General features: G+C 67.0%; 26 protein-coding genes. 10 read left to right on the top strand and 16 right to left on the bottom strand.

The genetic code is table 11. The features are described from left to right. Positions 1-27 precede the first annotated feature (27 nt). Together AC5JBD_RS06720 and AC5JBD_RS06715 are read left to right on the top strand one after the other, a co-directional pair. Positions 28-1,044 carry a glycosyltransferase family 2 protein gene (locus AC5JBD_RS06720; protein ID WP_495720982.1) on the top strand — a complete coding sequence of 339 codons (1,017 nt, stop codon included), beginning with the start codon at positions 28-30 and terminating at the stop codon, positions 1,042-1,044. Continuing rightward, positions 1,044-1,778 carry a class I SAM-dependent methyltransferase gene (locus AC5JBD_RS06715; protein WP_495720981.1) on the top strand — a complete coding sequence of 245 codons (735 nt, stop codon included), beginning with the start codon at positions 1,044-1,046 and terminating at the stop codon, positions 1,776-1,778. Before AC5JBD_RS06720 ends, AC5JBD_RS06715 begins: the two co-directional genes overlap by 1 nt. Here AC5JBD_RS06715 and AC5JBD_RS06710 read toward each other — a convergent pair. Beyond that, positions 1,706-3,313: a hypothetical protein gene (locus AC5JBD_RS06710; protein ID WP_495720980.1), complete on the bottom strand. Its 1,608-nt coding sequence runs from the start codon at positions 3,311-3,313 to the stop codon at positions 1,706-1,708. The genes AC5JBD_RS06715 and AC5JBD_RS06710 overlap by 73 nt on opposite strands. A gap of 32 nt (positions 3,314-3,345) precedes the next feature. After that, on the bottom strand, positions 3,346-4,665 hold the full coding sequence (locus AC5JBD_RS06705) for a sulfatase-like hydrolase/transferase (protein WP_495720979.1): 1,320 nt from the start codon (positions 4,663-4,665) through the stop codon (positions 3,346-3,348). 110 nt (positions 4,666-4,775) lie between these two features. Between AC5JBD_RS06705 and AC5JBD_RS06700 the strand changes: the two genes are divergently transcribed. Beyond that, positions 4,776-5,444, top strand: coding sequence for a nitroreductase (locus AC5JBD_RS06700; RefSeq protein WP_495720978.1), 669 nt, complete (start codon positions 4,776-4,778; stop codon positions 5,442-5,444). Here AC5JBD_RS06700 and AC5JBD_RS06695 read toward each other — a convergent pair. The 5 genes from AC5JBD_RS06695 to AC5JBD_RS06675 all read right to left on the bottom strand — a co-directional run bounded on the left by AC5JBD_RS06695 (position 5,441) and on the right by AC5JBD_RS06675 (position 10,234). Then, on the bottom strand, positions 5,441-5,806 hold the full coding sequence (locus tag AC5JBD_RS06695) for a response regulator (protein ID WP_495720977.1): 366 nt from the start codon (positions 5,804-5,806) through the stop codon (positions 5,441-5,443). The genes AC5JBD_RS06700 and AC5JBD_RS06695 overlap by 4 nt on opposite strands. Continuing rightward, positions 5,799-7,754 carry a sensor histidine kinase gene (locus AC5JBD_RS06690; RefSeq protein ID WP_495720976.1) on the bottom strand — a complete coding sequence of 652 codons (1,956 nt, stop codon included), beginning with the start codon at positions 7,752-7,754 and terminating at the stop codon, positions 5,799-5,801. Before AC5JBD_RS06690 ends, AC5JBD_RS06695 begins: the two co-directional genes overlap by 8 nt. A 113-nt stretch (positions 7,755-7,867) precedes the next feature. Beyond that, positions 7,868-9,052, bottom strand: a complete 1,185-nt coding sequence (gene rlmN / locus AC5JBD_RS06685) for a dual-specificity RNA methyltransferase RlmN (RefSeq protein WP_495721201.1) — start codon at positions 9,050-9,052, stop codon at positions 7,868-7,870. A gap of 46 nt (positions 9,053-9,098) precedes the next feature. Beyond that, complete coding sequence (locus AC5JBD_RS06680) at positions 9,099-9,743, bottom strand: histidine phosphatase family protein (protein WP_495720975.1); 645 nt, start codon at positions 9,741-9,743, stop codon at positions 9,099-9,101. Continuing rightward, complete coding sequence (locus AC5JBD_RS06675) at positions 9,740-10,234, bottom strand: hypothetical protein (protein ID WP_495720974.1); 495 nt, start codon at positions 10,232-10,234, stop codon at positions 9,740-9,742. The genes AC5JBD_RS06680 and AC5JBD_RS06675 overlap by 4 nt, the downstream gene beginning before the upstream one ends. A gap of 135 nt (positions 10,235-10,369) precedes the next feature. On the opposite strand from AC5JBD_RS06675, the gene AC5JBD_RS06670 reads away from it, so the two are divergent. From AC5JBD_RS06670 to AC5JBD_RS06640, 7 genes are all read left to right on the top strand, one after another. Beyond that, entirely contained in the window at positions 10,370-10,945 is a 576-nt protein-coding gene (locus AC5JBD_RS06670) for an outer membrane protein (RefSeq protein ID WP_495720973.1), read from the top strand. Positions 10,946-11,208: 263 nt separating this feature from the next. Further along, positions 11,209-11,886, top strand: coding sequence for an outer membrane protein (locus tag AC5JBD_RS06665; protein ID WP_495720972.1), 678 nt, complete (start codon positions 11,209-11,211; stop codon positions 11,884-11,886). A gap of 137 nt (positions 11,887-12,023) precedes the next feature. Then, entirely contained in the window at positions 12,024-13,148 is a 1,125-nt protein-coding gene (gene dnaN / locus AC5JBD_RS06660) for a DNA polymerase III subunit beta (protein WP_495720971.1), read from the top strand. A gap of 2 nt (positions 13,149-13,150) precedes the next feature. Then, positions 13,151-13,795, top strand: a complete 645-nt coding sequence (locus tag AC5JBD_RS06655; RefSeq protein WP_495720970.1) for a hypothetical protein — start codon at positions 13,151-13,153, stop codon at positions 13,793-13,795. 63 nt (positions 13,796-13,858) lie between these two features. Next, positions 13,859-14,929: a DNA replication/repair protein RecF gene (gene recF / locus AC5JBD_RS06650; RefSeq protein WP_495720969.1), complete on the top strand. Its 1,071-nt coding sequence runs from the start codon at positions 13,859-13,861 to the stop codon at positions 14,927-14,929. Positions 14,930-14,979: 50 nt separating this feature from the next. Continuing rightward, on the top strand, positions 14,980-17,505 hold the full coding sequence (gene gyrB, locus AC5JBD_RS06645; RefSeq protein WP_495720968.1) for a DNA topoisomerase (ATP-hydrolyzing) subunit B: 2,526 nt from the start codon (positions 14,980-14,982) through the stop codon (positions 17,503-17,505). Positions 17,506-17,509: 4 nt separating this feature from the next. After that, the gene (locus AC5JBD_RS06640; RefSeq protein WP_495720967.1) at positions 17,510-18,595 is read left to right on the top strand and encodes a DUF3616 domain-containing protein; all 1,086 of its coding nucleotides are present in this window, start codon (positions 17,510-17,512) and stop codon (positions 18,593-18,595) included. Here AC5JBD_RS06640 and AC5JBD_RS06635 read toward each other — a convergent pair. The 9 genes from AC5JBD_RS06635 to AC5JBD_RS06595 all read right to left on the bottom strand — a co-directional run bounded on the left by AC5JBD_RS06635 (position 18,564) and on the right by AC5JBD_RS06595 (position 26,022). Continuing rightward, positions 18,564-19,730, bottom strand: coding sequence for a DmpA family aminopeptidase (locus AC5JBD_RS06635; RefSeq protein ID WP_495720966.1), 1,167 nt, complete (start codon positions 19,728-19,730; stop codon positions 18,564-18,566). The genes AC5JBD_RS06640 and AC5JBD_RS06635 overlap by 32 nt on opposite strands. Positions 19,731-19,824: 94 nt before the next feature. Beyond that, on the bottom strand, positions 19,825-20,697 hold the full coding sequence (locus AC5JBD_RS06630; RefSeq protein ID WP_495720965.1) for a hypothetical protein: 873 nt from the start codon (positions 20,695-20,697) through the stop codon (positions 19,825-19,827). Positions 20,698-20,759: 62 nt separating this feature from the next. Beyond that, complete coding sequence (locus AC5JBD_RS06625) at positions 20,760-20,900, bottom strand: hypothetical protein (protein WP_495720964.1); 141 nt, start codon at positions 20,898-20,900, stop codon at positions 20,760-20,762. A 33-nt stretch (positions 20,901-20,933) separates the two neighbouring features. Next, a complete protein-coding gene (locus tag AC5JBD_RS06620) occupies positions 20,934-21,728 on the bottom strand; it encodes an NTP transferase domain-containing protein (protein ID WP_495720963.1) in 795 nt (264 codons plus the stop codon). 40 nt (positions 21,729-21,768) lie between these two features. After that, complete coding sequence (rpoN, locus tag AC5JBD_RS06615; RefSeq protein ID WP_495720962.1) at positions 21,769-23,286, bottom strand: RNA polymerase factor sigma-54; 1,518 nt, start codon at positions 23,284-23,286, stop codon at positions 21,769-21,771. Between the two features lie 5 nt (positions 23,287-23,291). Next, positions 23,292-24,071: an LPS export ABC transporter ATP-binding protein gene (gene lptB, locus AC5JBD_RS06610; RefSeq protein ID WP_495720961.1), complete on the bottom strand. Its 780-nt coding sequence runs from the start codon at positions 24,069-24,071 to the stop codon at positions 23,292-23,294. Between the two features lie 135 nt (positions 24,072-24,206). Continuing rightward, positions 24,207-24,755 (bottom strand): LptA/OstA family protein, encoded by a 549-nt coding sequence (locus AC5JBD_RS06605; RefSeq protein WP_495720960.1) that lies wholly within the window; start codon positions 24,753-24,755, stop codon positions 24,207-24,209. A gap of 5 nt (positions 24,756-24,760) precedes the next feature. Continuing rightward, positions 24,761-25,399, bottom strand: a complete 639-nt coding sequence (locus AC5JBD_RS06600; RefSeq protein ID WP_495720959.1) for an LPS export ABC transporter periplasmic protein LptC — start codon at positions 25,397-25,399, stop codon at positions 24,761-24,763. Positions 25,400-25,404: 5 nt separating this feature from the next. Next, a complete protein-coding gene (locus tag AC5JBD_RS06595; protein ID WP_495720958.1) occupies positions 25,405-26,022 on the bottom strand; it encodes a ribonuclease D in 618 nt (205 codons plus the stop codon). Positions 26,023-26,024 lie beyond the last annotated feature (2 nt).

Raw genomic sequence — 26,024 nt, 5'->3', positions numbered from 1 at the left:
CAGGCATCGGGTGCTTGGCTGAGACCCATGTCCATCCTGTTCGCCCCCGACCAAATGACCGGCGCCCGCAGCGAAGCGGGCGAAAGGCCGACGCTGACCCTCATCGTCCCGGTCAAGGACGAGGAGATGGGGGTGGCGCCCTTCGTCGCCGAAGTGGCGCCCCTGCTCGACCGGCTGCTGCCGAGCGCCACCGGCGCCCCGACCTGGGAAATCCTGTTCATTGACGACGGCAGCGAGGATGCGACGCTCGCCGCGATCGAAGTCGCCAACGCGCGCGATGCGCGGGTCCACGGCCTCTCCCTGTCGCGCAATTTCGGCAAGGAGGCGGCGCTCACTGCAGGTCTCGACTATGCCCGTGGCGCCGCGGTCGTTCCAATGGACGTCGACCTGCAGGACCCGCCGCAGGTGCTGGGCGAAATGCTGGCCAAGTGGCGCGAAGGCTTCGAAGTCGTCTACGGCGTCCGCCGCAACCGCCGCGCAGACAGCCTGCCCAAGCGCCTGACCGCCGACCTCTATTACCGCGCGCACAATTACATCTCGCATGACAAGATCCCTGAGCATGCCGGCGACTTCCGGCTGCTCGATCGCAAGGTCGTCGACACGATCAAGCGGATGCCGGAGCGCAACCGCTTCATGAAGGGCATGTTCGCCTGGGGCGGCTTCAAGCAGACGGCAGTCGAATATGACCGCGCGCGGCGGGAAGTCGGCAAGAGCAAGTTCAACTACTGGAAGCTGTGGACACTCGCGCTCGACGGCATCACCTCCACCTCCACCCTGCCGCTGCGGGTCTGGAGCTATGTCGGGGTGGTGATCGCCCTGCTCTCGATCGTCTACGCCGGCTTCCTGGTGGTCCGCACGACAATCCTCGGCATCGACGTCGCCGGCTATGCATCGATGATGGTGGCGACCCTCTTCCTCGGCGGCGTCCAGCTCATCTCGCTGGGCGTGCTCGGCGAATATATCGGCCGCATCCTGATCGAGGCCAAGCAGCGCCCGATCTACGTCGTCAGCCGCCGCATCGGCATCGAAGAGGAGCAATCCTGATGGAGCGCGCCGTCTTCGACCGCATGGCCGAGATCGACGCCGAACATTGGTGGTTCGCCGCCCGCCGCGACATCATTGCCCGCCTCATTGAGCGGCAGGCCGGACTCGGGCCGGGCGCGAGCATCCTGGAGGTCGGCTGCGGCACCGGCTCCAACCTCGAACTGCTCCAGCGCTACGGGAGGGTCGACGCGATCGAGCCGGACGAGCCCGCCCGCGCCCTCGCCTCGGCCCGGAGCGGAATCGCCGTAAAGGGAGGCCTGCTTCCCGACGGGGTGCAACTCGACGACGGCGCATACGACGCCATCGTCCTGCTCGACGTGCTCGAGCATATTCCGGACGACCTGGGCACCCTCAAGGCGCTTCGCCCGAAGCTGGCGAAGGGCGGGCGGTTTCTCGTCACCGTTCCGGCGTCGCCCTGGATGTGGAGCAGCCACGACGCCGCGCACCACCATCACCGGCGCTACACCGCCGCCTCGCTAACCAAGGTGTTCGAGGAGGCCGGCTACCGCATCCGCTACCGCAGCCACTTCAACACGGTGCTGTTCCCGCTGATCGCCAGCGCCCGGATCGCGGGCAAGCTGCTCAAGCGCGAAGGCGGCGACGACGCCATTCCGCCCAAGCCGGTCAACAGCCTCCTCAAGGGGCTGTTCGGCCTGGAGCGTCACCTCGTCGGTCGCACCGCCCTCCCGTTCGGCGTCTCGCTCGCGCTCGTTGCGGAGCCGGCCAACCGGTAGAGGATCCCGCTCGCGCCGCCGTTCCAGACCGGCACCAGGCGCGGGTCCTCGGGCCAGAGGCCGCGCGGCAGATCGATGAACCAGACATAGTCGAAGGCGCGTTCCGGCAGCACGCGAAGCGTTCGGGCAAGGGTCGTCTCGCCATAGCCCATGCAGCGCGGATTGATGCGCAGGATCTGCGAAGGATCGCCTACGAACGGGGCGCCGTCCTTGTATCCGACCCCGATCAGTTGCGCGCCCGGCATCGACCACTGATCGTTGGTGAAGGCGTCGCGCCGGGCGATCGCGAAGCTGCCCACGTGCTCCATTCGGTTGGTGTGCCAGGTGCGCGAGCAGGGGACTGCCGCCTGCACCAGCACCCGGGATCCGCGCGTGACATGGTCCAGCGCGACGAGCTGCCCCCGCCACGCCCGGTCGATGTCCGCGAAGGTCGAGGTCGTGACCGCGAGGCGAGAGGCGAAGAACAACAGGGCCGCGACCGCGATCGCCCCGGACAATCGGCGCTCGAACCAGCCTTTGGGCGCGATGCCGAGCAGCGCCACCGCGACCAGGAACGGCACCAGCCGCATGTCGGCATAAGCGGATCCGAAGACGATCCGCGGCAGCACCACGAACAGGAGCGCCAGGAAAATCGTCGCGAGCGCCATCGCGTGCCGGAACTTCAAGCCGAGCCGGATCACCGCCAGCACCGGCAGCGCCAGCAGCAGCACCGCGCCCGCCTTGTCCCAAGTCACCCAGCGTTCCTTCAGCATTCCGATCAGCCAGCGGCCCTTGGCGTCCCAGTTGAACCAGTCGGCGGTGACGCCCGCCACCCCGCCGCTGCGCCAGGCCAGCATCAGCAGGAAGGGCAGCGCCAGCGGCAGGCAGTGGAGTGCGCCGTGGAAGAAGGCCTGGATGCGGGTCGCGCCGTGCCGGTCGCGCTGGTCGGCGCTGTCGGCGGCGAAGGCGAGCAGACCGAGCAGGCCCCAGCCGAACGTGTGGCAGAGCCAGATGAAGCAGGACAGCGGCACGAAAATGACTGCTCTGAGCCGCCACCGCCCGGTCCGCCCCAGCCGCAGCCACAGAGCGAAGGCGAGGAACGCCAGCGCCATCGACAGCGCGAAGTTGGCGAAGCCGAACTGGAAGGGATAACCATACGCAAGCGGCAGCGCGAAGAAGGCGGTTGGCGGCACGCGCCCATGGATCTCCCGCGCCACCATCAGGAAGCCTGCGACGGTCATCGGCGGGATCGCCAGCACGATCAGCTTCACCCCGAGCTCCAGCCCGAAGATCGGCGCGAGCAGCTCGATCAGCAGGTCGACGCCGAGGTTGCCGATGATTGCCCAATCGAACGTGTAGAAGCGCGCGAGGAACGGGGATTCGTCGATCCCGAGCTGGACCCGATAGCGGCCGATATGCCCCGGCAGGTCGACGAGCGGCGGCGTCTGCGGCCAGAGCAGCGGCACCGCCGCTGCCAGCACCAGCAGGATGAGGAGCCACCGCCGGTTCCACCACGGCTCGGAGGTCTGGGCTTCGGGAGGTACGGCGGGCGGCATCGGAGCGCGCCTTCGCCGAACCGGCGCAAAATTCAACCGGTAACTTGCGCGCTCCGGCTCTTGCGGTGCTTCAGCAGCACCCATGGAACCCGGGCGGGATCGAACTGGGTGCGCTGGCTGCGGTCGAAGAAAGGCGGCGCATGGTCGCCGACGATCAGCACGTCCGTCGGCGGCAGATCGGGATCGGTCAGCATCCGCGCCAACCCGTCATTGGTGTCGCCCCACAGGCTGAACAGGCGGCAGATCATCGCGTGATCGCGCGCCAGCGCCGGATCGAATTTGGCGCAATTCTTGGTTTGCAGCTGCTCCGACGCGGGCACCGGGATGTGCGAGTTGAGCGTCAGCCAATAGACGAACTGCTTGCCCTCGGCCCGCTTCAGCCGTTCCCCGATCATCGTCGGCACATCGCGGTCGCAGGCGCCGGGGAAGACGCCGCCGCACGTGCCGGCGCCTTTGCCGACCAGCTCCTCGCGGAAGACGAGCTGCTGGAAGCCGATATGGGGATACCATTCCTTGCGCTTGAAAAAGCCTTCGTCGAAGCCGTGGATCGCGGTCGTGCGATACCCCTGCCGCGCCAGCCGCGCCGGCAGGCAGCCCTGGTCCCTTTTCTCAATCAGCTCATGATAATCGCCCCAGCGGCCGCACAATTCGCGCATCTCGCCATAGGTCGTGGATCCCCAGAACGGGGTGCTGCCGATCCGCATGTCGTAGATGCGGCCGATGTCTCCCTCGCGCCAGCGGCGCATCAGCTTGGCCCGCAGCGCGGGGTCGCGCGGCACGCCCATTGCCTCGACCATCACCACGAGCAGGTGGTTCCCGTCCCCGGCAAGCGCGTCGAAGCCTGTCTGGCTCGCCGCGGAGGAGAAAGGTTCGTCGGCCGCCGGCACGCCGCGATAAGAGCCCCGCGTGCCTGCCGAGACCGCAAGATCGGCGCCGCACAGGGCGAAGATCATGGCGCCGGCGGCGACGATCTGCATCGGCGCATCGAAATCCTGCCGGCGGCGGAGGCACTTCCATGCGAGCGCCAGCGTCAGCGCGAGGCTGCCACCGACGACGAGATATTCGAGCGACGCCGACGGCCGCAGCTCCAGGATGAAGCGCAACGAGTAGAACATCGCCTTGGGCGAGAGGCTGAACAGCGCCGAGACGAACATCATCGCCGACACCGTGAGCAAGGCGACGAAGACCGGAAACTGGATGCGGAAGCGGGCGCGGCGGATGACGAGGCCGACCATTCCGGTGACGAAGATCTCGATGACGCGCGGCGGCCCGCCGACCAGCCACATGGCGGCGAAGGGCAGGTTCGGGAGCAAGATCCAGCAGAGCGCCCAATTGGCCAGCAACGGGGGCAAGCGCAGGCGCTCCCTGTAAGCTCCGGCGGTCGCGGCGATCTGCATGGACAAGGCTGTTCGCAGCTTTAGGTTAACGAGGTCTAAAGGCCGGCCGCGGCCAGGGAGAAAGCGTGCTCACAGTCACCGAGGCCGTCCGCCGACGACACTCCGTCCGCGCCTTTCTTCCGACGCCGGTGGGACGAGAAACGGTGGAGCAGATCCTTGCCGCCGCCGCCCGCGCGCCATCCGGCGGCAACCTCCAGCCCTGGCGCGTGGAAGTGGTCGCCGGCGAGGCGCTGGAGCGGCTGAAGGCGCAGGTGCGGGATCGCCTGGCCCACGGCCTCGAGTCGACCGAGTTCAACGTCTATCCGCTCGCGATTTCCGAAGCAGACAATGGGCGCCGCCGCGCCTGCGGCGAGGCGCTCTACGATTCGATCGGCATCACCCGCGCCGACAAGCCCGGGCGCTGCTCGCAGTTCCTTCAGAATTACGACCTGTTCGGCGCCCCGGTCGGCCTCTTCTTCTCACTCGACCGCGCGTTCGACCGGCCGCAATGGGCGCATCTCGGCATGTTCATGCAGACGATCATGCTGCTCGCCGAGGAACAGGGTCTCGGCACCTGCGCGCAGGAGAGCTGGGCCGCGGTCCACGGCACGGTCTCCGATTTCCTGGGGCTACCGGACGTCCGTATCTTCTACGCCGCCATCGCCCTGGGCCTTCCCGATCGCAACCACCCGATCAACGGTTTCAGAACATCGCGGGAGGCGCCGGAAGCCTTCGCCCGCTTTCACGGATTCTAGACGGCCTTCAGCTCGATCCTGTCAATCGCCTCGCCGAGGTCGCGGGTGCGGAAGGGCTTCTGGAGGACGGGCCGGTCGCGATAATCCTCGGCGATGCCCTTGATGCCGTAGCCGGTGGCGAACAGGAACGGGATGCCGCGCGCGATCAGCACGTCGGCTACGGGGAAGCTCTGCTGGCCGGCCAGGTTGACGTCGAGCATGGCCAGATCGAACGCCCCTTCTCGCGCGAGCGACAAGGCCGGTTCGAGCCGGCTGGCCAGCCCGGCCACCTCGTGGCCGAGATCGAGCAGCATGTCCTCGATGTTCATCGCGACGAGCATCTCGTCCTCCACGACCAGGACCCGCAGTCGACGATCAGCCATCCGCCTCCTCCGCACGAACCGCCTCCAGTGAAGCGGTGATCACGCAGCGCAGCCCATCCGGCTCGAAGGCAAGCGCGGCCGTGCCGCCGAGATCGGCCTCGAGGCCTCGCTCGATCAGCCGCGAGCCGAAGCCCCGACGCGACGGCTCGTGGACGGGCGGTCCGCCCCGCTCCTTCCAGTCCAGCCGAAGCTCGTCGCCAACGATCGTCCAACGGACCTCCACGCGGCCGCCGTCTCCCGACAGCGAGCCATATTTGGCCGCATTGGTGCTGAGCTCGTGCAGCGCCAGCGACAGCGCCAGCGCGGCGCGAGGCGCAAGCCAGAGGCTCTCGCCCTCGACCACCATTCGCGCCGGATCGGCGAGATGGTCGGTCGCCTCGATCACCACCCGCCGCAGCTCTGCGCCTTCCCAATTCTGCTCGGTCAGCATGTTGTGCGCGTTGGAAAGCGCCAGCAGCCTCGCCTCGAAACGGGCCCGCCCCTCGGCCAGCGGGATGTCGCCCTTCAGCGTCTGGAAGGCGATCGCTTGCACGGTGGCAAGCGTGTTTTTGACCCGGTGGTTGAGCTCGTTGATCAGCAGCCGCTGCCGCTCCTCGGCGAGCTTGCGGTCGTGAATGTCCTCCGTCGTACCGTACCAGAGGAGGATCTCGCCCGCCTCGCCCCTGCGCGGAAAGGCGCGTGAGCGCGCCCAGCGATAGCTGCCGTCGAGGAACTTGACCCGATGCTCGATGTCATACGGCTCCCCGGTCGCAACCGAATGCCCCCATACCGCAAAGGTGCGCTCACGATCGTTCGGGTGGAGCCCGTCGGCCCATGTCGAGCCCAGGCCGGTGGTGCCGGTCCAATCCTCCCACCGCTTGGAAACGTGGTTGAGCTGGCCGTCGGGCCAGGAGGTCCAGCTCACCTGCGGGTTGAGCTCGACGGCATTACGATAATGGTCCTCGCTGAGGCGCAGGCTCTGCTCGGCGACGGAGCGCTCGACCGCCGCCCAGCTCCGCTCCGCAACGTCGCGGGCCATCGCGGCTTCGGACCGTTTCCAAGGCCGCGGTTCGATCTCGTGCACATAGAGCATCGCCCGCAGCCGCCCCTCGCGGACCAGCGGCACCGTGATCACCGCCCGCACGTCGAGCTTGCCGCCGAGCGCCGCATCCTCATCGCTGCTGCCGGCAGCGATATCTTCCACGTCACCGAGCGCGAGCACCTGCCCCGTGCGCAAGTAATCGATCGCGGCCTTGGGTAGATCGGACAGTTTGGCAATGCGTCCCGTCAGCGAAGGCACATCGGGACCGCGGGTCCAGTCACTGCGAAGAATGATGGCGTCGCTCGCTTCGTCCACTTCAACGAAGCCGACCCGGGCCGCGCCCAGATATTCGCCGAGCATCGCGGCCGCGGCGCGCTTCACCTCGACCGGTTCGGTAATGTGGCGCAGCCGGTCGGCGATCTTGACCTGGAAGGAAAGCCGCCGCTCATTGAGCACCGTCTGCGTGATGTCGGCGCCCTGGAGGAATATCCCGCCGGCGCCGTCGCCCTCCTTGATAGGGGTCAGGGTATAGGACCAATAGGTCTCCTCGACCGTGCCGTTGCGCGCGAGCGGGAGCATCTGCGCTTCGAGCGTCCGGGCCCGGCCGCTCGCCATCACCTGCTCGAAATCGGAGGCGAGAAGGTGCCAGACGTCCTGCCATACCTCGCGGGCGGGGCGCCCGAGCGCGGCCTGGTAGCGCTCGGGGAGCACGTCGGCCCAAGCCTGGTTGTAGATCAGGCGAAAGTCCGGACCCCAATAGACCGCAGCGACCGAGCTGGAGGCGAGACAGAGATCGGTGGCTACGCGCAGGCTGGCGGGCCAGTTGCTGATCGGGCCGAACGGCGTCGCCGCCCAGTCGAAGCCGCGGGCGCTCACGTGGACACCCGCGGCCTCCCCGTCCCGGTTTTCCACTGGATTGGTCGACATCTTAATTGAACAGCCTCCGGCCGAACGAGCGCCTATAGCGTCCGCAACATCGCCGACAAAGTCGTAATAATGCTGGAGAAGTTAACCGCCGGCTTCGGACGGGACAGGGCGCGTCAGGCGAGCGCCGCCTGCTTTTCCTCGGCGAGCCGGTCGAGCTCGGCGCGGCTCTTCTTCTCGGCGGCAGACTTGAGCTGGCCGCAAGCGGCCATGATGTCCCGTCCGCGCGGGCGCCGCACGGGGGCGGAGATGCCGGCTTCGAAGATGATGTCGGAGAAACGCTGCACCCGCTCGGCATCCGAGCATTCATAGGGAGCACCCGGCCACGGGTTGAACGGGATCAGGTTCACCTTGGCCGGCAGCTTGTATTTCCGGATCAGCCGGACGAGCTCCCGCGCATCCTCGTCGCTGTCATTCTTGTCCTTCAGCATCACATATTCGAACGTGATGCGGCGGGCATTGTTGGCACCGGGATAGGCCGCGCAGGCCTCCAGCAGCTCCTCGATGCCGAACTTGCGGTTGAGCGGCACGATCTCGTCCCGCATTTCCTTCGTCACCGCATGGAGCGAGACGGCGAGGTTGACGCCGATCTCCTCGCCGGCGCGGGCCATCATCGGCACCACCCCCGAAGTCGATAAGGTGATGCGCCGCTTGGAGAGAGCAAGGCCGTCGCCGTCCATGACGATCCGGAGCGCGTCGCGCACATTGTCAAAATTGTAGAGCGGCTCGCCCATGCCCATCATGACGATGTTGGAGAGCATCCGCCCCTCCGGCTGCGACGGCCATTCGCCGAGCGCGTCGCGCGCCAGCATCACCTGCCCGACGATCTCGCCGGCGGTGAGATTGCGCACCAGCCGCATCGTGCCGGTGTGGCAGAAGCGGCAGTTGAGCGTGCAGCCGACCTGGCTCGACACGCAGAGCGTGCCGCGGTCCGCATCGGGGATGAAGACCATCTCGAAATCATGGCCGTCCGGCGTCTTCAGCAGCCACTTGCGGGTGCCGTCGGTCGAGACCTGCTGCACGACCACGTCCGGGCGTCCGATCACGAACCGCTCCGCGAACCATGCACGCTGTGGCTTGGCGATGTCGCTCATCGCGTCGAAGCTGGTGGCGCCGCGATTGTAGATCTGGTGCCAGATCTGCTTGGCGCGCAGCTTGGCCTGCTTCGGCTCCAGCCCGGCGTCGGTCAAAGCCTCGCGGATCGCGTCGCGCGACAGCCCGACCAGGTCGACGCGTGCGTCCTCGGCCGCGAACGCGGGACGCGGGACGGGAACCGGGTCGATATGCCCGGGGATCGGCATTGCAGCTGTCATATGGGCGCTATGTAGGTGAGCCGGGCCGATTTTGCTAGGCGGAGAGGGATGCGGCCGCGGCGCCGCCGCCGCCCGTGCCGAGGTGGATCACCTGCTCCACCCCGTCTTCGATGCAGGTGAGCGAGCCTTGCGGCAGGTTCGCCGCCACCGGCGCTCCGCAGTCCGGCCGGTGCGGCGCGCCGGTCAGGACGCCGCGTAGCACGCGCGAGGACACGCCGTGCATGATCACCAGCCGGTCCCCCTCTTCGCCCGCCTGCTCGTCGAGCCAGGCGCCGACGCGCGCGGCGATCTCGTCAAAGGATTCGCCGCCCGGTGGTATTTTGAACAGTCCGGTCGAAGCGTCGACAAAGGTGCCCACCGCCGCGCGGATGTCGCGATGGTAGAGCCCGCCCCACTCGCCCATGCGCATCTCGGCCAGCCGAGGATCGGTGCGCGCCGCATGCCAGTCGAGCCCGAGATGCTCGGCGACGATTGCCAGCGTCTGCAGCGCCCGGTCCGTCGGCGAGGCCCACATCGTCAGCGGCGGCGCGGGCCCGAGACGATCTCGCAGTGCCCGCCCCATCTCCTCCGCCTGCGCGAAGCCGGCGCGGGTCAGCGGCGTATGCGGCGCCTCGCCCTGTATCCGACCGACTGCGTTGAACACGGTCTCGCCATGCCGCGCAATGAAGTAGCGGCTCATGCGCCCCTGGCGCAGGCGATGGCCGCCGCGTCGATCGCGGTCGCGGCGCCGCGCAGCTGGTAATAGTCCCGCACGCGCAGCCCTCGCTCCGATCGCGTCTCGATGGTCATGTCGACGCCGCTCCGCATCGCAGTGACGATCTCGGCATCGGCGCGCGCATCGGGCGCCCAGGCGTTGGCGCCGCCGCCGACCAGCTGAAATGTGCGGTCGTCGATCCTGAGCAGCACCGCCGAGCCGGGGCGCTTCTCACGGCTGAGCCGGAAGTGGACCTGTCCCCGCACCTGCCGGGCCGGCCAATAGGCGACCGAGGCGAAAGGCTGCCACCCTTCGGCCTTGGGAGAACGGCTTGGCTCGGTGATCGCGAAGCAGCGCGGCGGCTGTTCGTCGCGAAAAGCACCCCACTTGGAAAAAATTCCGAGCGAGGCACGCTGCGCCGCAGCAGGATCGGCAAGTATCAGTAAGCAAAAGAAGAAAGCAAAAAGGCGAAACAAGCCGTTAATCTCCTGTAAATCCAGCCGATCTGTTTTCGCCACAATTCGTTTATCCGGCATTCAGCAGCGTTTCTGCAGCGCAACGAGCAGGGATGCCTTCAATCGGGATGTCCCACAGATCAGGGAGTTTCTTCAATGCGTAATTATCTTCTCGTTGCGTTGCTTTCCGCTACCGTCGCCACCCCCGCTTTCGCGCAGGACGCCGCGCCCTTCACCGGTCCGCGTGTCGAAGCGATCGTCGGGTACGAGACCACTGACGTCGAGAATGAGAATAGTGGCGGCGTCACCTATGGCGGCGCCATCGGCTACGACTTCCAACTCGGCGGCGCCGTTGCCGGTATTGAGGCGGAGTTGACCGACTCCACGGTCGATGAGTGCATCTCCGGTGTCGACGTGACTGGCGACGAGCTCTGCGCCCAGCTCGGCCGTGACATCTATGTCGGCGGCAGGATCGGCGCGGTTCTCGGCTCCAGCACCTTGCTCTACGCCAAGGCAGGCTATGTGAACGGCCGCGTCAACCTCCAGTATGACGCGCCGGGCAGCGCCGACGACTTCGACGACGGCGTCAACCTGGACGGCGTGCGTGTCGGCGCGGGCGTCGAGTTCGCGCTCAGCGGCAACGCCTACGCCAAGACGGAGTATCGCTACTCCAACTACGAAGCCGGTTACGACAAGCACCAGGTCATCGCCGGCATCGGCTTCCGCTTCTGACGCACAGGCAAGCGGGCGGCGGGCGCGGGGTCTCCTCGCGCCCGCTTTGCTGTACGAGGAAGTCGTTGCATCGCAGCAGAGTGCAAGATCGAGGCTATTCGCGAACGACTTCGGCCATCGTCGATCAACAATGGCTGATCGAGCCATGTTGCTGTTCGGCAACAGGGCTGCCCCGTTTATCTGAGGTTCATGAAACTTCCCGCCGACACGGGAATTGAGCCTCCCGTTCCCTGACGGGTTCCAAAATGAAATGGAGTTTTTGTATGCGAAAGTTGCTTCTCGCCACCCTTCTTGCTGGCACCGTTGCCGCTCCGGCCTTCGCGCAGGAAGCGAGCCCCTTCACCGGCTTCCGCGTCGAGGCGATCGGCGGCTATGACTCGCTGAAGTCCGGCGAGCGCGACGATGACGGCGTCGACACCGGCGATAACGAAGGCGACGAGTCCCTGGAGGGCGTCGTGTTCGGCGTCGGCGCAGGCTATGACTTCGATCTCGGCGGCGTCGTCGCCGGCATCGAGGGCGAGTTCACCGAATCGACCGGCGAGCAGGAGTCCGACGAGAGCCTCGACGGCATCAACTTCACGTCCAGCGTGGAGACCGGCCGTGACCTCTACATCGGCGGCCGCCTCGGCTTCCGCGTCGCCCCGTCGACCCTCGTCTACGGCAAGGCGGGCTACACCAACACCAGCATCGAGGCGGGCTTCGAGACCGCGGACGACCGCTTCGAGTTCGACACCAACGTCGACGGCTACCGGCTCGGCGTCGGCATCGAGCAGCTGTTCGGCCCGAACGCCTACGGCAAGGTCGAATATCGCTATTCGAACTACAGCAACCTCGACTTCAGCGACGACTTCGATCTCGACGATTTCGACGCCGAGGATTTCGACACCGATATCGACCTCGACCGTCACCAGGTCGTCGCCGCAGTCGGCTTCCGCTTCTAAGCGGCCAGTCCATCCGGACAGGGGAAAGGGTCGGAGCGGCAACGCTCCGGCCCTTTTTTCATGCGCCCTGACAACCCCCTAGCCCAGCCGCATAAGGGGCTCTACAACTCCCCCAAAGTACCACTTTGGGGGATACAATGAAGGCGACGATCGAACGGGCTACGCTCCTCAAGAGCCTCGGCCACGTCCAGTCCGTGGTGGAGCGCAGGAACACGATCCCGATCCTCTCCAACGTCCTCATCGAGGCGTCGGAGGAGGGCAATCTCCGCCTCATGGCGACCGATCTCGACCTCCAGATCAACGAGACCGTCCAGGCCAACGTCAGCCAGGCCGGCGCCACCACCGTCTCCGCCCACACCTTATTCGACATCGCGCGCAAGCTCCCCGAAGGCAGCCAGGTCGAACTCCACGCCGCCAGCGGCAAGATGCAGGTCAATGCCGGCCGCGCCCGCTTCAACCTCGCTACGCTGCCGCGCGACGATTTCCCGGTGATCGCCGAGGGCGAGTTGCCAACCGCCTTCGAGCTCCCGGCCGCGACACTCCGCCAGATCATCGACAAGACCCGCTTCGCCATCTCCACCGAAGAGACGCGCTACTATCTCAACGGCATCTTCCTGCACGTGACGGACGGCGAAGGTCCGGCCGGCGCGAGCCTCTTGAAGGCCGCCGCCACCGACGGCCACCGCCTCGCCCGCGTCACCGTGCCGCGCCCCGAAGGCGCACAGGGCATGCCCGACGTGATCATTCCGAGAAAGTGCGTGGCGGAGCTTCGCAAGCTGCTCGACGAGCTCGACGGCACCGTCGCCGTCTCTCTCTCGGAATCGAAGGTCCGCTTCGGCCTCGGCAGTGCGATCCTGACCTCAAAGCTGATCGACGGCACCTTCCCCGACTATAACCGCGTCATCCCGACCGCGAACGACAAGTTGCTCAAAATCGACCCGCGCAGCTTCGAGGAAGGCGTCGACCGCGTCGCCACCATCGCCAGCGAGAAGACCCGCGCCGTCAAGATGAGCCTCGACCGCGACCGCATTACGCTGTCAGTCACCTCGCCCGAGAACGGCACCGCCGCCGAGGAAGTCCCCGGCGACTATGCCGCCGACGGCTTCGACATCGGCTTCAACGCCCGCTACCTGCTCGACATCCTCAACCAGATCGAAGGCGACACCGTCGAAGTCCACCTCGCCGACGCCGCGGCGCCGACCCTGCTCCGCGAAAACGACAAGGCCGCAGCCCTCTACGTGCTGATGCCGATGCGGGTGTGAGGATGCGGCTCGCCGGCCTGGCGCTGGCGATCCTTGTCTTAGGCCATCCGGCATCAGCCGAAAACCCGCGCAAGGTCGCGATCGCCCCCGGGTCGAAAAAGGGCGCGCTCTTGTTCGAGGTGCCAGCCTGGCCGGCACATCAGATGATCGCCTTTTCCCGCAACGCGGCCGAGCGGCGGGCCGCAGAAGAAGAGCTGGTCGGCATCAAGCCGCGTCCCGCTGGAGAGGGCCCCTCCTTCGAGGTCATGGCTCTGCCGCCGGGCGAATATCGCCTGGTTGCCGTTTATCAGCAGAGCAAATGGGCGGCATGTCTTGCCAGCCGCACCATCCACGTGACCGTCAAGCCGGGGGCGATCTCCTATTTGGGAACTCTCGACACCCGGCCCACCCTGGCCAGCATCCAACGCAATGCGCAGGCGAACAAGCATGGCTACGCCGAAACCTTCCAGTGGCACCTTTATCGAACAGACGTTGTTGCCCCCCGGCTCACCGACCGGGATCCGAGCGGGCTTGCGCGGGCGGAACTCTTCGTCCGTGAAAACATGCCCCGAAGCTCGGCACCGGTCGGCTTGGCCGATCTCAAATGGGGCACCTTACCAAGTGATCGCCAGGAGCGGGCGCCCGAACAAATGCGACTGACGGCGTAGAGCCGGCCATTGTCGTGCCGAACATGGTTGACCTCGCCCGGCTTCTGCTGGCCTGAGTGCGAAGTGGTCCTTTCGCGCCTCTCCCTCACCGACTTCCGCTCCTATGCCGATGCGCTGATCGCCCCCGGCCCGGGCCTGGTCGTGCTCACCGGCGAGAATGGCGCCGGCAAGACCAACATATTGGAGGCAGTCTCACTGCTCTCCCCGGGCCGCGGCCTGCGCGGTGCGGCGCTGAGCGAGATTGCCCGCAGCGACGGCGCCGGAGGCTTCGCCGTGGCGGCACGGCTCGAGACGCCCCTCGTCGACATCGGCACAGGCACCCTCGCCTCCGCCCCCGAGCGCCGCCAGGTCCGCATCAACGGCGCCCCCTCCTCCGCCACTTCGCTTGCGGAATGGGTTTCGATCCTCTGGCTCACGCCGGCCATGGACCGCCTCTTCCTCGAAAGCGCAGGCGGGCGCCGGCGCTTCCTCGACCGGCTGGTGCTCGCGTTCGCCGCCGACCATGCCATGCACTCGGCCCGCTACGAGGCGGCGATGCGGGCGCGCAACAAGCTGCTTGCCGACGAAGGCCCGCCCGACAAGGGGTGGCTTTCGGCGCTCGAGGCACGGATGGACGAGCATGGCGCCGCCATCGCATCCGCGCGGGCGGCCGCCGTCGCTGCGCTGGGGGAGCGCCTTGCCCTGGTCCCCGACGGGCCTTTCGCCCGCGCCGGCCTTCGTCTCGAGGGCTGGACGGAGGGCGATCTCGCGCAGGAGCTGGCGCAGGGCCGTGGCCGTGACGCCGCTGCCGGCCGCACGCTCGCCGGCCCCCACCGCACCGATCTTGCCGTCACGCATCTCGGCAAAGGCCAGCCGGCGGAGCGCTGCTCGACCGGCGAGCAGAAGGCCCTGCTGCTCGGCATCATCCTCGCACATGCCGATCTCGTCGCAGATCGCTCCGGGCGCCGCCCGATCCTCCTCCTCGACGAGGTCGCCGCCCATCTCGACCCCAGCCGAAGGGCCGCCTTGTTCGACCGCCTCGCCAAGGCCGGGGGCCAAGTGTGGATGACGGGAACCGAGCCGTCGCTTTTCAGCGGCGTCACAGGCGCAAGCAGCTTTTTCGACGTCGCGGGCGGTGTGATTTCACCCGCCTGAAAGCGGCTTATTTCCTTGGGTTTCCGCCCTCTCGTCGCTATATAATCGACATGGCAACATCCCCCAGTGAAAACGCTTACGGCGCCGATTCCATCAAGGTGCTGAAAGGCCTCGACGCGGTTCGCAAACGGCCCGGAATGTATATCGGCGACACCGACGACGGCTCTGGTCTCCACCACATGGTGTTCGAGGTCTCGGACAACGCGATCGACGAGGCTCTGGCCGGTCATTGCGACCGCATCCTGATCACGCTCAACCCCGACGGCTCAGTCTCCGTCGAAGACAATGGCCGCGGCATCCCGACCGGCATCCACGCCGAGGAAGGCGTTTCCGCGGCCGAGGTCATCATGACCCAGCTCCATGCCGGCGGTAAGTTCGAGAACACCTCCGACGACAACGCCTACAAGGTCTCCGGCGGCCTCCATGGCGTCGGTGTGTCGGTCGTGAACGCGCTCAGCGAGTGGCTGGATCTCACCATCTGGCGGGACGGCGAGGAGCATTACATGCGCTTCCGCCTTGGCGATGCGGTCGCGCCGCTGAAGGTCGTCGGGCCCGCCGGCGACAGGAAGGGGACGAAGGTCACCTTCCTCCCCTCGCCGGCTACCTTCAAGATCGTCGAGTTCGACTTCGACAAGCTGGAGCACCGCTTCCGCGAACTGGCCTTCCTCAACAGCGGCGTCCGCCTGATCCTGACCGATGCGCGCCACGAGGAGGAGAAGTCGGTCGAACTATTCTACGAGGGCGGCATAGCCGCGTTCGTGCGCTATCTCGATCGCACCAAGACCGCGCTCATCCCCGAGCCCGTCTCGGTCACCGGCCAGCGCGAGGATATCGGCATCGACGTCGCCCTGGAATGGAACGACAGCTATTACGAGCAGGTCCTCTGCTTCACCAACAACATCCCCCAGCGCGACGGCGGCACCCACCTCGCGGCGTTCCGCGCCGCGCTGACCCGCACGCTCAACAATTACGCGGACAAATCCGGCGCGCTGAAGAAGGAGAAGGTCAGCCTCACCGGCGATGATATGCGCGAGGGCCTGACCGCGATCGTCTCGGTCAAGCTGCCCGATCCCAAGTTCAGCTCGCAGACCAAGGACAAGCTCGTCAGCTCCGAGGTCCGCCAGCCGCTCGAAAGCCTGATCGCCGACAAGCTCGCCGAATGGCTGGAGGAAAATCCGCAGCACGCCCGCACGGTCATTCAGAAAGTGATCGACGCCGCCGCCGCTCGCGAAGCGGCCAAGAAAGCGCGCGAGCTGACCCGGCGCAAGGGCGTGATGGACATCGCCTCCCTCCCCGGCAAGCTCGCCGACTGTCAGGAGCGAGACCCGGCCAAATGCGAGCTCTTCCTGGTCGAGGGTGACTCGGCCGGCGGCTCCGCCAAGCAGGGCCGCAATCGCGAGGTGCAGGCGATCCTGCCCTTGAAGGGCAAGATCCTGAACGTCGAGCGCGCCCGCTTCGATCGCATGCTGGGATCCAAGGAAGTCGGCACGCTCATCCAGGCGATGGGCACCGGCATCGGCCGCGACGACTTCAACGTCGAGAAGCTGCGCTACCACAAGATCGTGATCATGACGGACGCCGACGTCGACGGCGCCCATATCCGGACGCTCCTGCTCACTTTCTTCTACCGCCAGATGCCGGAGATCATCGAGCGCGGCCACCTCTACATCGCCCAGCCGCCGCTCTACAAAGTCGCCAAGGGCCGCTCCGAAGTCTATCTGAAGGATGACGCCAGGCTGGACGAATATCTGGTCGAAGCCGGCATCGGCGCAATGCGGCTCGACACCGCCGAAGGGGCGCGCTTCGGCGACGACCTCCGCTCGCTTGCCGACCACGCCCGCCGCGTGCGCGCGCTGATGCGATACGTGCCCAAACGCTACGATCCGGCGATCATCGAAGCGCTCGCGCTGACTGGCGCGCTCGACCCCGAGCTGAAGACCGAGCAACGGGCCGGTGCCGTCGCGCGCGCCGCCGCCTGGCTCCAGGCCGGCGATTCCGAATCCAGCTGGACCGGCGAGATCGGCGAGGACGGCAATTACATCCTCAAGCGCCTGTGGCGCGGCGTCACCGACTGGCACATCGTCGACCACAAATTCCTGGTCTCGGCCGAGGCGCGCAAGCTCCACAGCCTCACCCAGGAGCAGGCCCAAGCCTATGCGACCCAGTCGCGGCTCGTCTCGATGAAGTCGGCCGCCGCCGAGCAGGCGGAGGAAGAGGACCCGAACCCAGACAGCGACACGCCGCACGAAAAGGTGGAGGGCGTCCCCTCCGCCGACCGCGCGCCGGACAGCGGCCGCGGCGTCCTCGTCCGCCGTCCGACAGAGCTGCTCGAAGCGATCCTCGCCGCCGGCCGCAAGGGCCTGTCGATCCAGCGCTACAAGGGCCTGGGCGAGATGAACGCCGACCAGCTTTGGGAAACCACCCTCGACCCGGAAAACCGCTCCCTCCTCCAGGTCGAGATCGCCCAGGCCGATGTCGCCGACGAGATCTTCACCCGCCTGATGGGGGACGTCGTCGAACCCCGCCGCGACTTCATCCAGGAAAACGCCCTCAACGTCGCCAACCTGGACGTCTGACCCGGTGGCTGGCTTTTCCGCACAGGGATGGCCGGTACCCGCGAAGCCCCGCGCGACGATCCGACTGGAATGCGGCGCGTCGATCGATGACTCCAAGGCGCTGAAGAATTTCTCCGCCGGCTCCCGTGTCGGCGACACGCTCTTCCTCGGCGCGGACGAGCGGGCGGCGATCGATCGTCTCGTCCAGACCGGCCGCCATGCCTGGGGCAAGCATGAGCGCTTTGAGCTCAAGGACCTGCTCGACCTTGCAGATCCCGAGGCTGAGGCGGACGTGGAGGGGCTGGCGGCGGACGAGGACTGGCTGTGGGTGCTCGGCAGCCATGCCCGGACCCGTAACAAGCCGGAAAAGGCCGAGGACGAGTGCATCGACCTGACGCTTCTCGCCGATCTCAAGGACACGCGGCCGCGGTGCCTTCTGGCCCGCATCCCTCTTGCCGCGGACGAGAATGGACTGCGTACGCCGGTGCGGAAGGATGGGAAGCGCAAGGCGGGGCTCGTCCAGCAGACCAAGCATGGCAGCCTCCTGTCGAAGGCGCTCAAGCACGACGCACTGCTCGGCCCTTTCACCCGCCTTCCGGCCAAGGAGGGCGGGCTCGATATCGAGGGGATCGCCGTCTGCGACGATCGGGTTGCGCTCGGCCTCAGGGGACCGGTGATCGCCAGCCATGCCGTGCTACTCGAGCTCCGGATCGAGCCGAAGGCTTCGGGGCGGCTGCACATCAAGGGAGAACCGGTGAAGCGGCTGCTGGCGATGGAGGGGCTCGGCCTTCGCGATCTCAAGCGGTGCGGCGACGATCTCGTCATCCTCGCCGGTCCGACCACCGGCCTCAGCGGCCCCTGCGCGCTCTATCGCTGGCGCGGCTGGGCAGACGATCCGCCGCAGGACCCCGAGCGTGTCCGCCTCCACCGGCCTGAGCGCATCCTCGAGCTTCCCTTCGGCCGCGGCGAGGACCATCCGGAGGGGCTGGCGCTTTGGGGCGACAACGGCGAGGCGCGGCAGATCCTGGTCATCTACGACAGCCCGTCCAAAGGCCGCCTCGACAAGAAGAGCGGCGCGATCACCGCCGATCTGTTCGACCTGCCCGCTTAGAGTTGCGGTAGAGTTCCACCACCCGATCGACCGGCAGCGCCTCGATGCGGGCGCCGTTGCTCTCCATCGTCTCGGCCTTGAACTTCGAGTTCAGCACCGCTTCCTCAGTCGCCTCCACGACCGCCTGGAAAAGCGGCGTGATGCGGTCGTTGGGGAGTTCCTCGACTGCGCTAACGGCGCTCCGACGCGCAGGCGTTCGCCGCACCGCCTCGCTGGTGGAGAAGGCCACCGCATAGTCGCCGGAGCCGTTGGTGATCGGCGATCCGGTGCGGGCAATGCCGAGGAAGGTGCGGGCCGCGAGCCGCTTCAGGTTGCGGTCGGAGAGCGGGGCATCGGTCGCGACGACGATGATCACCGATCCGTCGCCGCTGCCGCCGGCCAGCTCGTCCTTCAGCATGTATCGGCCGAGCGCCTGCCCGACCGGCACGCCGGCGACGCTCAGCACGCCGCCATAATTGCTCTGGACGAGCACGCCTACGGTCCAGCCGCCGAGGCTAGCGGGGAGGCGGCGCGAGCTGGTGCCGATGCCGCCCTTCCAGCCGAAGGCGACGGTTCCCGTCCCCGCGCCCACCGCGCCTTCCGCTACGGGCCCAGACTTCGCCGCCGCGATCGCAGCCAGCCCATGCGCCTTTGTCACGTGCCGCGCGCGGATGTCGTTGAGGAAGCCGTCATTGGTCTCGCCGACCACGGCATTGACCGAGCGCACCTGCTCGTTGCCCGGGCGGTTGATCGTCCACTCGATCGCCGCCGCCGCGGCTTCCGGAACGGACATGGTGTTGGTGAGCAGGATCGGCGTCTCGATCTCGCCCAGCTCCTCGATCTGGGTGGAGCCCATGAACTTGCCGAAGCCGTTGGCGAGCGCAAAACCTCCGGGCACCTTGTCCTGGAACAGGTTACCGCCATGCGGCAGCACCGCTGTCACGCCGGTGCGGACGTTCGTTCCCTCAATCAGCGTGACGTGGCCGACCGTCACGCCCGCCACATCCGTGATCGCATTGAGCGGACCTGCGGGGAGGATGCCGATCTCGATCCCCGCCTCCCGAACACGGTGACGTTGAGCGGCGGCATCGGCGGAAGTCGGCATGGCAAGCAGCATAGCCAGCCCGAGGCCGACCGGAAGAGCGCGCAGGGTCATGAGCCGAGGCTGCGGCAATCCGGCGCACTCCGCAAGCGTCAGAAAACCGGCGACTTGGCGAGCGACCTAGCGGTTTCGAGCATCATCCTCTCTCTCAATGCGGCGGCAGCATCCCCTGGACGATGTCAATCGCCGCGGGACGTTCTGCGCCCGCGATCCTCACCATGTAGAGGCTGTGCGTGCCCGACGCGTCGGGGTCGTGATATTCCACGGCGATACACTGCCCTTCGGCGAAGCGGGTGAGGTCGCCTTCGCACGGCGTGCTCATGACGCGCTTGATGAGATCTGGCGTCAGCCGGCGCAGGATGCCGCGGGCATCGGCGCAGTCCGCTTCGGACATGTCGCCCGTGCGCTCGTCGATGCGCATCTGGCGGCAGGTGAGGCGAAGCGGGCCGGGGTTTCGCTGCGCCTGCTCCGTCAACCGCGCCGCTCGATGGAGCACCTCGGCGGATGGCGCCTCGCTCCAGCCCCAATAAGGCTGGCCGACGCGGCAGGCCCGCGGAACACCGCCGCTCAGGGTCGAACCGACTACCCGGAAGCGGCGCTCCGGCACGGTGAAGACGGGACGCAGCGGCGGATCGAGGCGCTGCGTGTCGCTGAGGCTGTTCTCATTTTCGATCCGAAAACCGACGCCCCAGCCGACGATCCCGCAGACGCCCGCTGGCCCGGCCGGCCGCGGTGCCTGCCACAGATAGGCCGAAGTGAGCACGCCCCAGCGAGCCGGGAACAGCTCGGCCGCAGCGATGCCCGGCGCCTCGGCCGGCAGGATCCAGCCTGCCAGATCGGCCGCCGACATGGCTTCGATCTGCCGCTGCGGCCGCGAGGTGGGCTGCAGCGAAGGCAGCGGCGTCGGCTCGGCGGCGGTGCTGCCGGTGAAGGCCGCATCGCTTGCCGAGCGAACGCTGGGACTGACGGGGTTATCGGATTGAGTGGCACAGGCGCCGACCGACACGCTACACAGCAACACTACGCAACCGCGCATAAACCTCTCACGCCACAGGAGAAGCATCCCTTAGGCTGCGGCGGGGCTCAGTCCCGCCCGCCGCCGCCGCTATTCTGCTTGTGGCCGGTGCGGCTGTTCTCGTTGCGGTCGTCGCGCTGCTTCTTGTCGCCGCCTTTGTCCTCGCGCTGCCACTGGTCGAAATCGCCCTTCTTCTTGTTGTCGGTCATGCCTGGTCTCCTTCGCCAGGCTCAACGGACGGCTCAGGCAGCGGTTGCGCGCGACAGGATCTCCTCGGCAACGCGGTGCGTCCGCTCATTGTCGACGTCGATGGCAAGGCGTCCGTCCCTCATCACCAGTGGCTTGATGCGCACCTTGAAGCGCCTCGAGACGTGGCCGAAAATCTGCTCGATCGTGTTGCGGCCGAGCTTGAAGCGGATGAGATTGAGGATGCCGAACGCCTTGATCACCCGCTCCGGCTTCTTCGCAAACTGGCCGCCGTGGCGGAACGCCTCCGTTGCCTTCAGCGCCGTCTTGCTGCCGATCCAGAACATGTTGCAATTGGAGAAGCCGCCGTCCCGGAATTCGTAGAAGCGGCGCTGACCGTCCGGATGAGCGGCGCGGATATCCTCCTTCTTCGCCATCACCGCCCAGGCATGAGCCTGGTCCTGCGATGCCGTCTCGGCGAGCGTGCGCAGCGAGTCCGGCGTCATCAGAACGTTGTCGGCGGTGGTGACGATCAGCGGAAAGCCCGCCGTCTCGCTCGCCGCGACGATGCTGTCGACGATATGCTCCTGCGCCTCGACCGCCTTCAGGCGCCGCCGCTCGATCAATTTGCGCACGATCGGCTCGCCCTCAATGATCGAGAAATCCTCGATCGAGACGAAGATCGGCGCCTCCGGAAAGGCGCGATCGACGATCTCCAGCACCCGGGAAATCATCGCCTTCCCGAGCACCGGCACCAGGCATTTGTGGCTGACGCCGAACGCCTCGGCGAGCGGATCGAGACCGGCATTGCGGCGGCCGGCCAGCACCAGCACATTGGGTGAGCTACTCATGTACGCCTGCGTAACGTCCTCAGCCGGTTTGGGAAGAGGCTCAGGCGGCGCGGCCCTCGATCGCCTTCTGGCGACGGCGCTGGACCGAGGAGCCGATGCCCATCGCCTCGCGATATTTGGCGACGGTGCGCCGGGCGATGTCGAAGCCCTTGGCGCGGAGCAGGTCGACCAGCTGATCGTCGGAGAGGACGGCGCGCGGGCTCTCGGCCATGATCAGCGCCTTGATGTGGCTCTTCACCGCCTCCGCCGAGACGGCATCGCCGCCGTCGGCGCTCTGGATGCCGCTGGTGAAGAAATATTTGAGTTCGAACATGCCGCGGTCGCAGGAGACATATTTGTTCGAAGTGACGCGGCTGACCGTCGATTCGTGCATGCCGATCGCGTCGGCGACGGTCCGCAAGGTGAGCGGCCGCAGATGCGCGACGCCGTGGCGGAAGAAGCCGTCCTGCTGCTTCACGATCTCGGTGGACACCTTGATGATCGTCCGGGCGCGCTGGTCGAGCGCCTTCATCAGCCAGTTGGCGCTGGCGAGGCAGTCGGACAGCCATGCCTTGGACTGCTTGTCCTGCGGGCCTGACGCAAGCTCCGCATAATAAGAGCGGTTGACGAGCAGCCTTGGCAGGGTCGCGCTGTTGAGCTCGATTGCCCAGCCGGTGCCGCGGCGGCCGACGAATACGTCCGGCACGATTGCGTCGACCTGGTCGCCCTGGCCGAAGCGGCAGCCGGGCTTGGGATCATAGGCGCGAAGCTCGCGGATCATGTCCGCCAAATCCTCGTCGTCGACGCCGCAGATGCGCCGCAGCGCGCCGAGATTGCCCTTGGCGACATAGTCCAGATTGTCGATCAGCCGCGCCATAGCCGGATCGTAGCGGTTCGCCTCCTTCGCCTGGATGGCGAGGCATTCGGACAGCGATCGGGCGCCGACCCCGGCCGGATCGAAGCTCTGGACGATGGCGAGGACACGCTCCACCTCGGCAAGCGGCACGCCAAGTCGCTGTGCGAGCTCGAGCAAGGAATCCGCGAAATAGCCGGTCTCCTCGATGGCGTCGATGATCTGGCCCGCGATGATGAGGTCGGTGCCGGTCAGCACCGCGCCGGCCTGCGCGCTCAGATGCTCGTGCAGGGAGACGCCGCCGCTGGCGAACTCTTCATAGTCGGGACCGTCGCCGCCCGCGCTCGCGCTGGTCGATAGCCCTTCCAGCCCGAGCCCACCGTCCATGCCGCGCATCGAATCGGCGGCGCTGTCCTGGTGAAAGGCTTCGCTGTCATAATCGACGTCGAGTGGCGCGTCGGCCGCGGCATCCCCGCTCTGGACGAGAAGATCGACCGTGGCAGGCTCCTCGCCTTCACCGACGCCGGCATCCGTCTCGGGAGCCTCCGCATGGGCTTCCTCGTCGCCGCCGCTGCTGTCGAGCAGTGGGTTCTTCTCGATCTCTTCGGCGATAAAGCCTTCGATCTCCAGGTTCGACAGCGCCAGCAGGCGGATCGCCTGCTGCAGCTGCGGGGTCATCACCAGCTGCTGGCTTTGCCTGAGGTCGAGGCGAGGCCCGAGACCCATGACGGTTACAGCTCGAAGCTCTCGCCGAGGTAGAGGCGGCGCACATTTTCGTCGGCGACCAAGGCCTCGGGGCTGCCTGCGAACAGCACCTGGCCATCATAGATGATGCAGGCGCGGTCGACGATGTCGAGCGTCTCGCGGACATTGTGGTCGGTGATCAGCACGCCGATGTCGCGCTTCTTCAGCTCCATCACGAGGCCGCGAATGTCCGAGATGGAAATGGGGTCGATGCCGGCGAACGGCTCGTCGAGCAGCATGATCGACGGATCGGCCGCGAGCGCGCGGGCGATCTCGCAGCGCCGCCGCTCGCCGCCCGACAGCGCCATGGCGGGGGCATCGCGCAGCCGCTGGATGTGGAACTCGTCGAGAAGTTGCTCCAGCCGCTGCTGACGGACCCGACGGTCCGGCTCCGCGACCTCGAGCACCGCCATGATGTTCTGGCTGACCGTCATGCCGCGGAAGATCGACGTCTCCTGCGGCAGATAGCCGAGGCCGAGGATGGCGCGGCGATACATCGGAAGGCCGGTAATGTCCTCGCCGTCGAGGAGAATGCGGCCGCTGTCGGGCTTCACGAGGCCCATGATCGAATAGAAGCAGGTCGTCTTGCCGGCGCCGTTGGGGCCGAGCAGGCCGACCACCTCGCCGCGCTCCACATGGAGCGAGACGTCGGTCAGGACGATCTTGCGATCATAGCTCTTGGCGATCGAGACGACCGAGAGACCACGCGTCGGATCGCCCGCCATCGCGGCTTCGAGCGGCCTTTCGATTGCGGCACTGTCGTTCATGCACCCCCGCTAGCACGCCCCCCGGCGCAGGCGAAGCGCCAAGCGCTCCGACTGGCAAGCTTCGTGCATGACTTGTCCGAAAAGGTCGAGACCGTTCGAAGCCAAACCATTCAGATTGCGCCGAACTGTTGCGCTTTAATCGCGCTTTTGCGGGACGGTGAAGGTGCCGGTCACGCGTCCGCCGGTGCCGGTGGTCGTGCCGGCGGGTCCAGCCGCGGCGCGGCCGCCGCCGTCCATCACGGCCCGCCCGCTCTCGAGATCGAGCACGAGGCGGCCGCCGCGCACCTGCGATTCGCCGCGGGTCAGCACGACGCCGCCGAGCAGCGTGATGAGCCGGTTGTTCAAATCATAGATCGCGAACTGGCCCACTGCTGTCTCGGAGGGGCTTCGCACCGTCACACCCCCGCTCGCGTCGATACGCTGGATCTGGATCCCGCCGGCATCGGAATAGGCGACGGTGACCCGGGCGGCGCGCAGCGTGAGATCGGCCTGCGTCGCGACCACGTTCCCCGAGAAGACGGCGCGATCCGCCCGGTCCTGCACCTCGATGCGGTCCGAAGCGACGGTCACCGGCGCGTTGGTATTATGCCCCTGCAAAGCGGAGGTCGCTTCCTGCCCCACGGCCGGTGCGCCGACCAGAAGCGATACGAAAGCCGCCGCTAGAGAGATGCCGAGCCTCTTCATGATCGCTATCTGAGACCGCCCTGCTCGATATGCAAGCGGGCGCGCCCGGTGAGGACGACCTCGCGGCTCGGCAGGTCGACCGTCATTCGGTCGGCTGAGAAGCGGCCGAGCGGGATGCGGCCGTCAACCCGGCCCCGACTGGCCATCGTGCGGGTGTTGAGGTCGACCGCCACGTCGCGCGTCTCCAGCCGGTAGCCGTCGGCGGCGCTGAACAGGATCGGCCCGATCACGTTCACCTTCTCCGCTTCCATGTCATAACGCCCCCTGTCGGCTTCGATCAGCGCCGGACCGCTGGTGAGCGCCATCCGCGCTTCCATGCCGCGGACGTCCACCACCGGATCGCGCGAGGACACCTGCACGGCCGACGCTGCATCGAGCGTGAACGGCCGCCCCTGATCGTCCTGGCCGCGGTAGCGCGCGGTCTGCACGCGCATGCGCTCCTTGGTCGTCTCGACCTTGTTCTTGTCGAGGATGAAGCTGATCTCCGGGCCCTTCTGCAGCGGCGCCATGGCGAGATAGGCGGTCAGCACGCCGATGAGCGCCGGAAGGCCGATCTTCATCAGCCGCACGATCACGTCGTGAGCGCCGCCCGGCGCCGCCCAGCCCTGTTTCCTCACCCGCTCGCGGGCGGCAGCTTCAGACATGCCGGTCAGACATGGGCGAAGATGTCCTCCTCGGGCCAGCCGGCGAGGTCGAGACGGGCGCGGTGCGGCAGGAAGTCGAAGCAGGCCTGGGCGAGCTGCGTCCGCCCTTCCCGCGCAAGCCGCTCGTCGAGCTTCTCCTTCAACGCGTGAAGGTAGCGCACGTCGGTGGCGGCATATTCCTTCTGCGCGTCGCTGAGCTCGGGCGCCCCCCAATCAGAGGATTGCTGCTGCTTCGAAACTTCGTGACCGAGCAGCTCCTTGACGAGCTCCTTGAGGCCATGCCGGTCGGTATAGGTCCGCACCAGCCGCGACGCCGTCTTGGTGCAATAAACGGGGCCAGCCATGACGCCCAGATAAGCCTGCATGATCGCCAGGTCGAAACGGGCGAAATGATAGAGCTTCAGCCGGCTCTGGTCGGCGAGCACCGCCTTCAGGTTGGGCGCGGCATAAGTGCTGTCCGGCGCGAAGCGGACGAGATGCTCGTCGCCGCGGCCGTCGGAGATCTGGACGACGCAAAGCCGGTCACGGTTCGGGTGGAGCCCCATCGCCTCGGTGTCGATGGCGACGGGCCCGGGGGCGAGCACGCCCTCGGGCAGGTCTTCTTCATGGAAACGCACGGTCATGA

Source organism: Allosphingosinicella sp. (assembly GCF_059502505.1).
The sequence above is the reverse complement of the archived record's forward strand: the minus strand, read 5'-3'. Positions and strand labels throughout refer to the sequence as shown.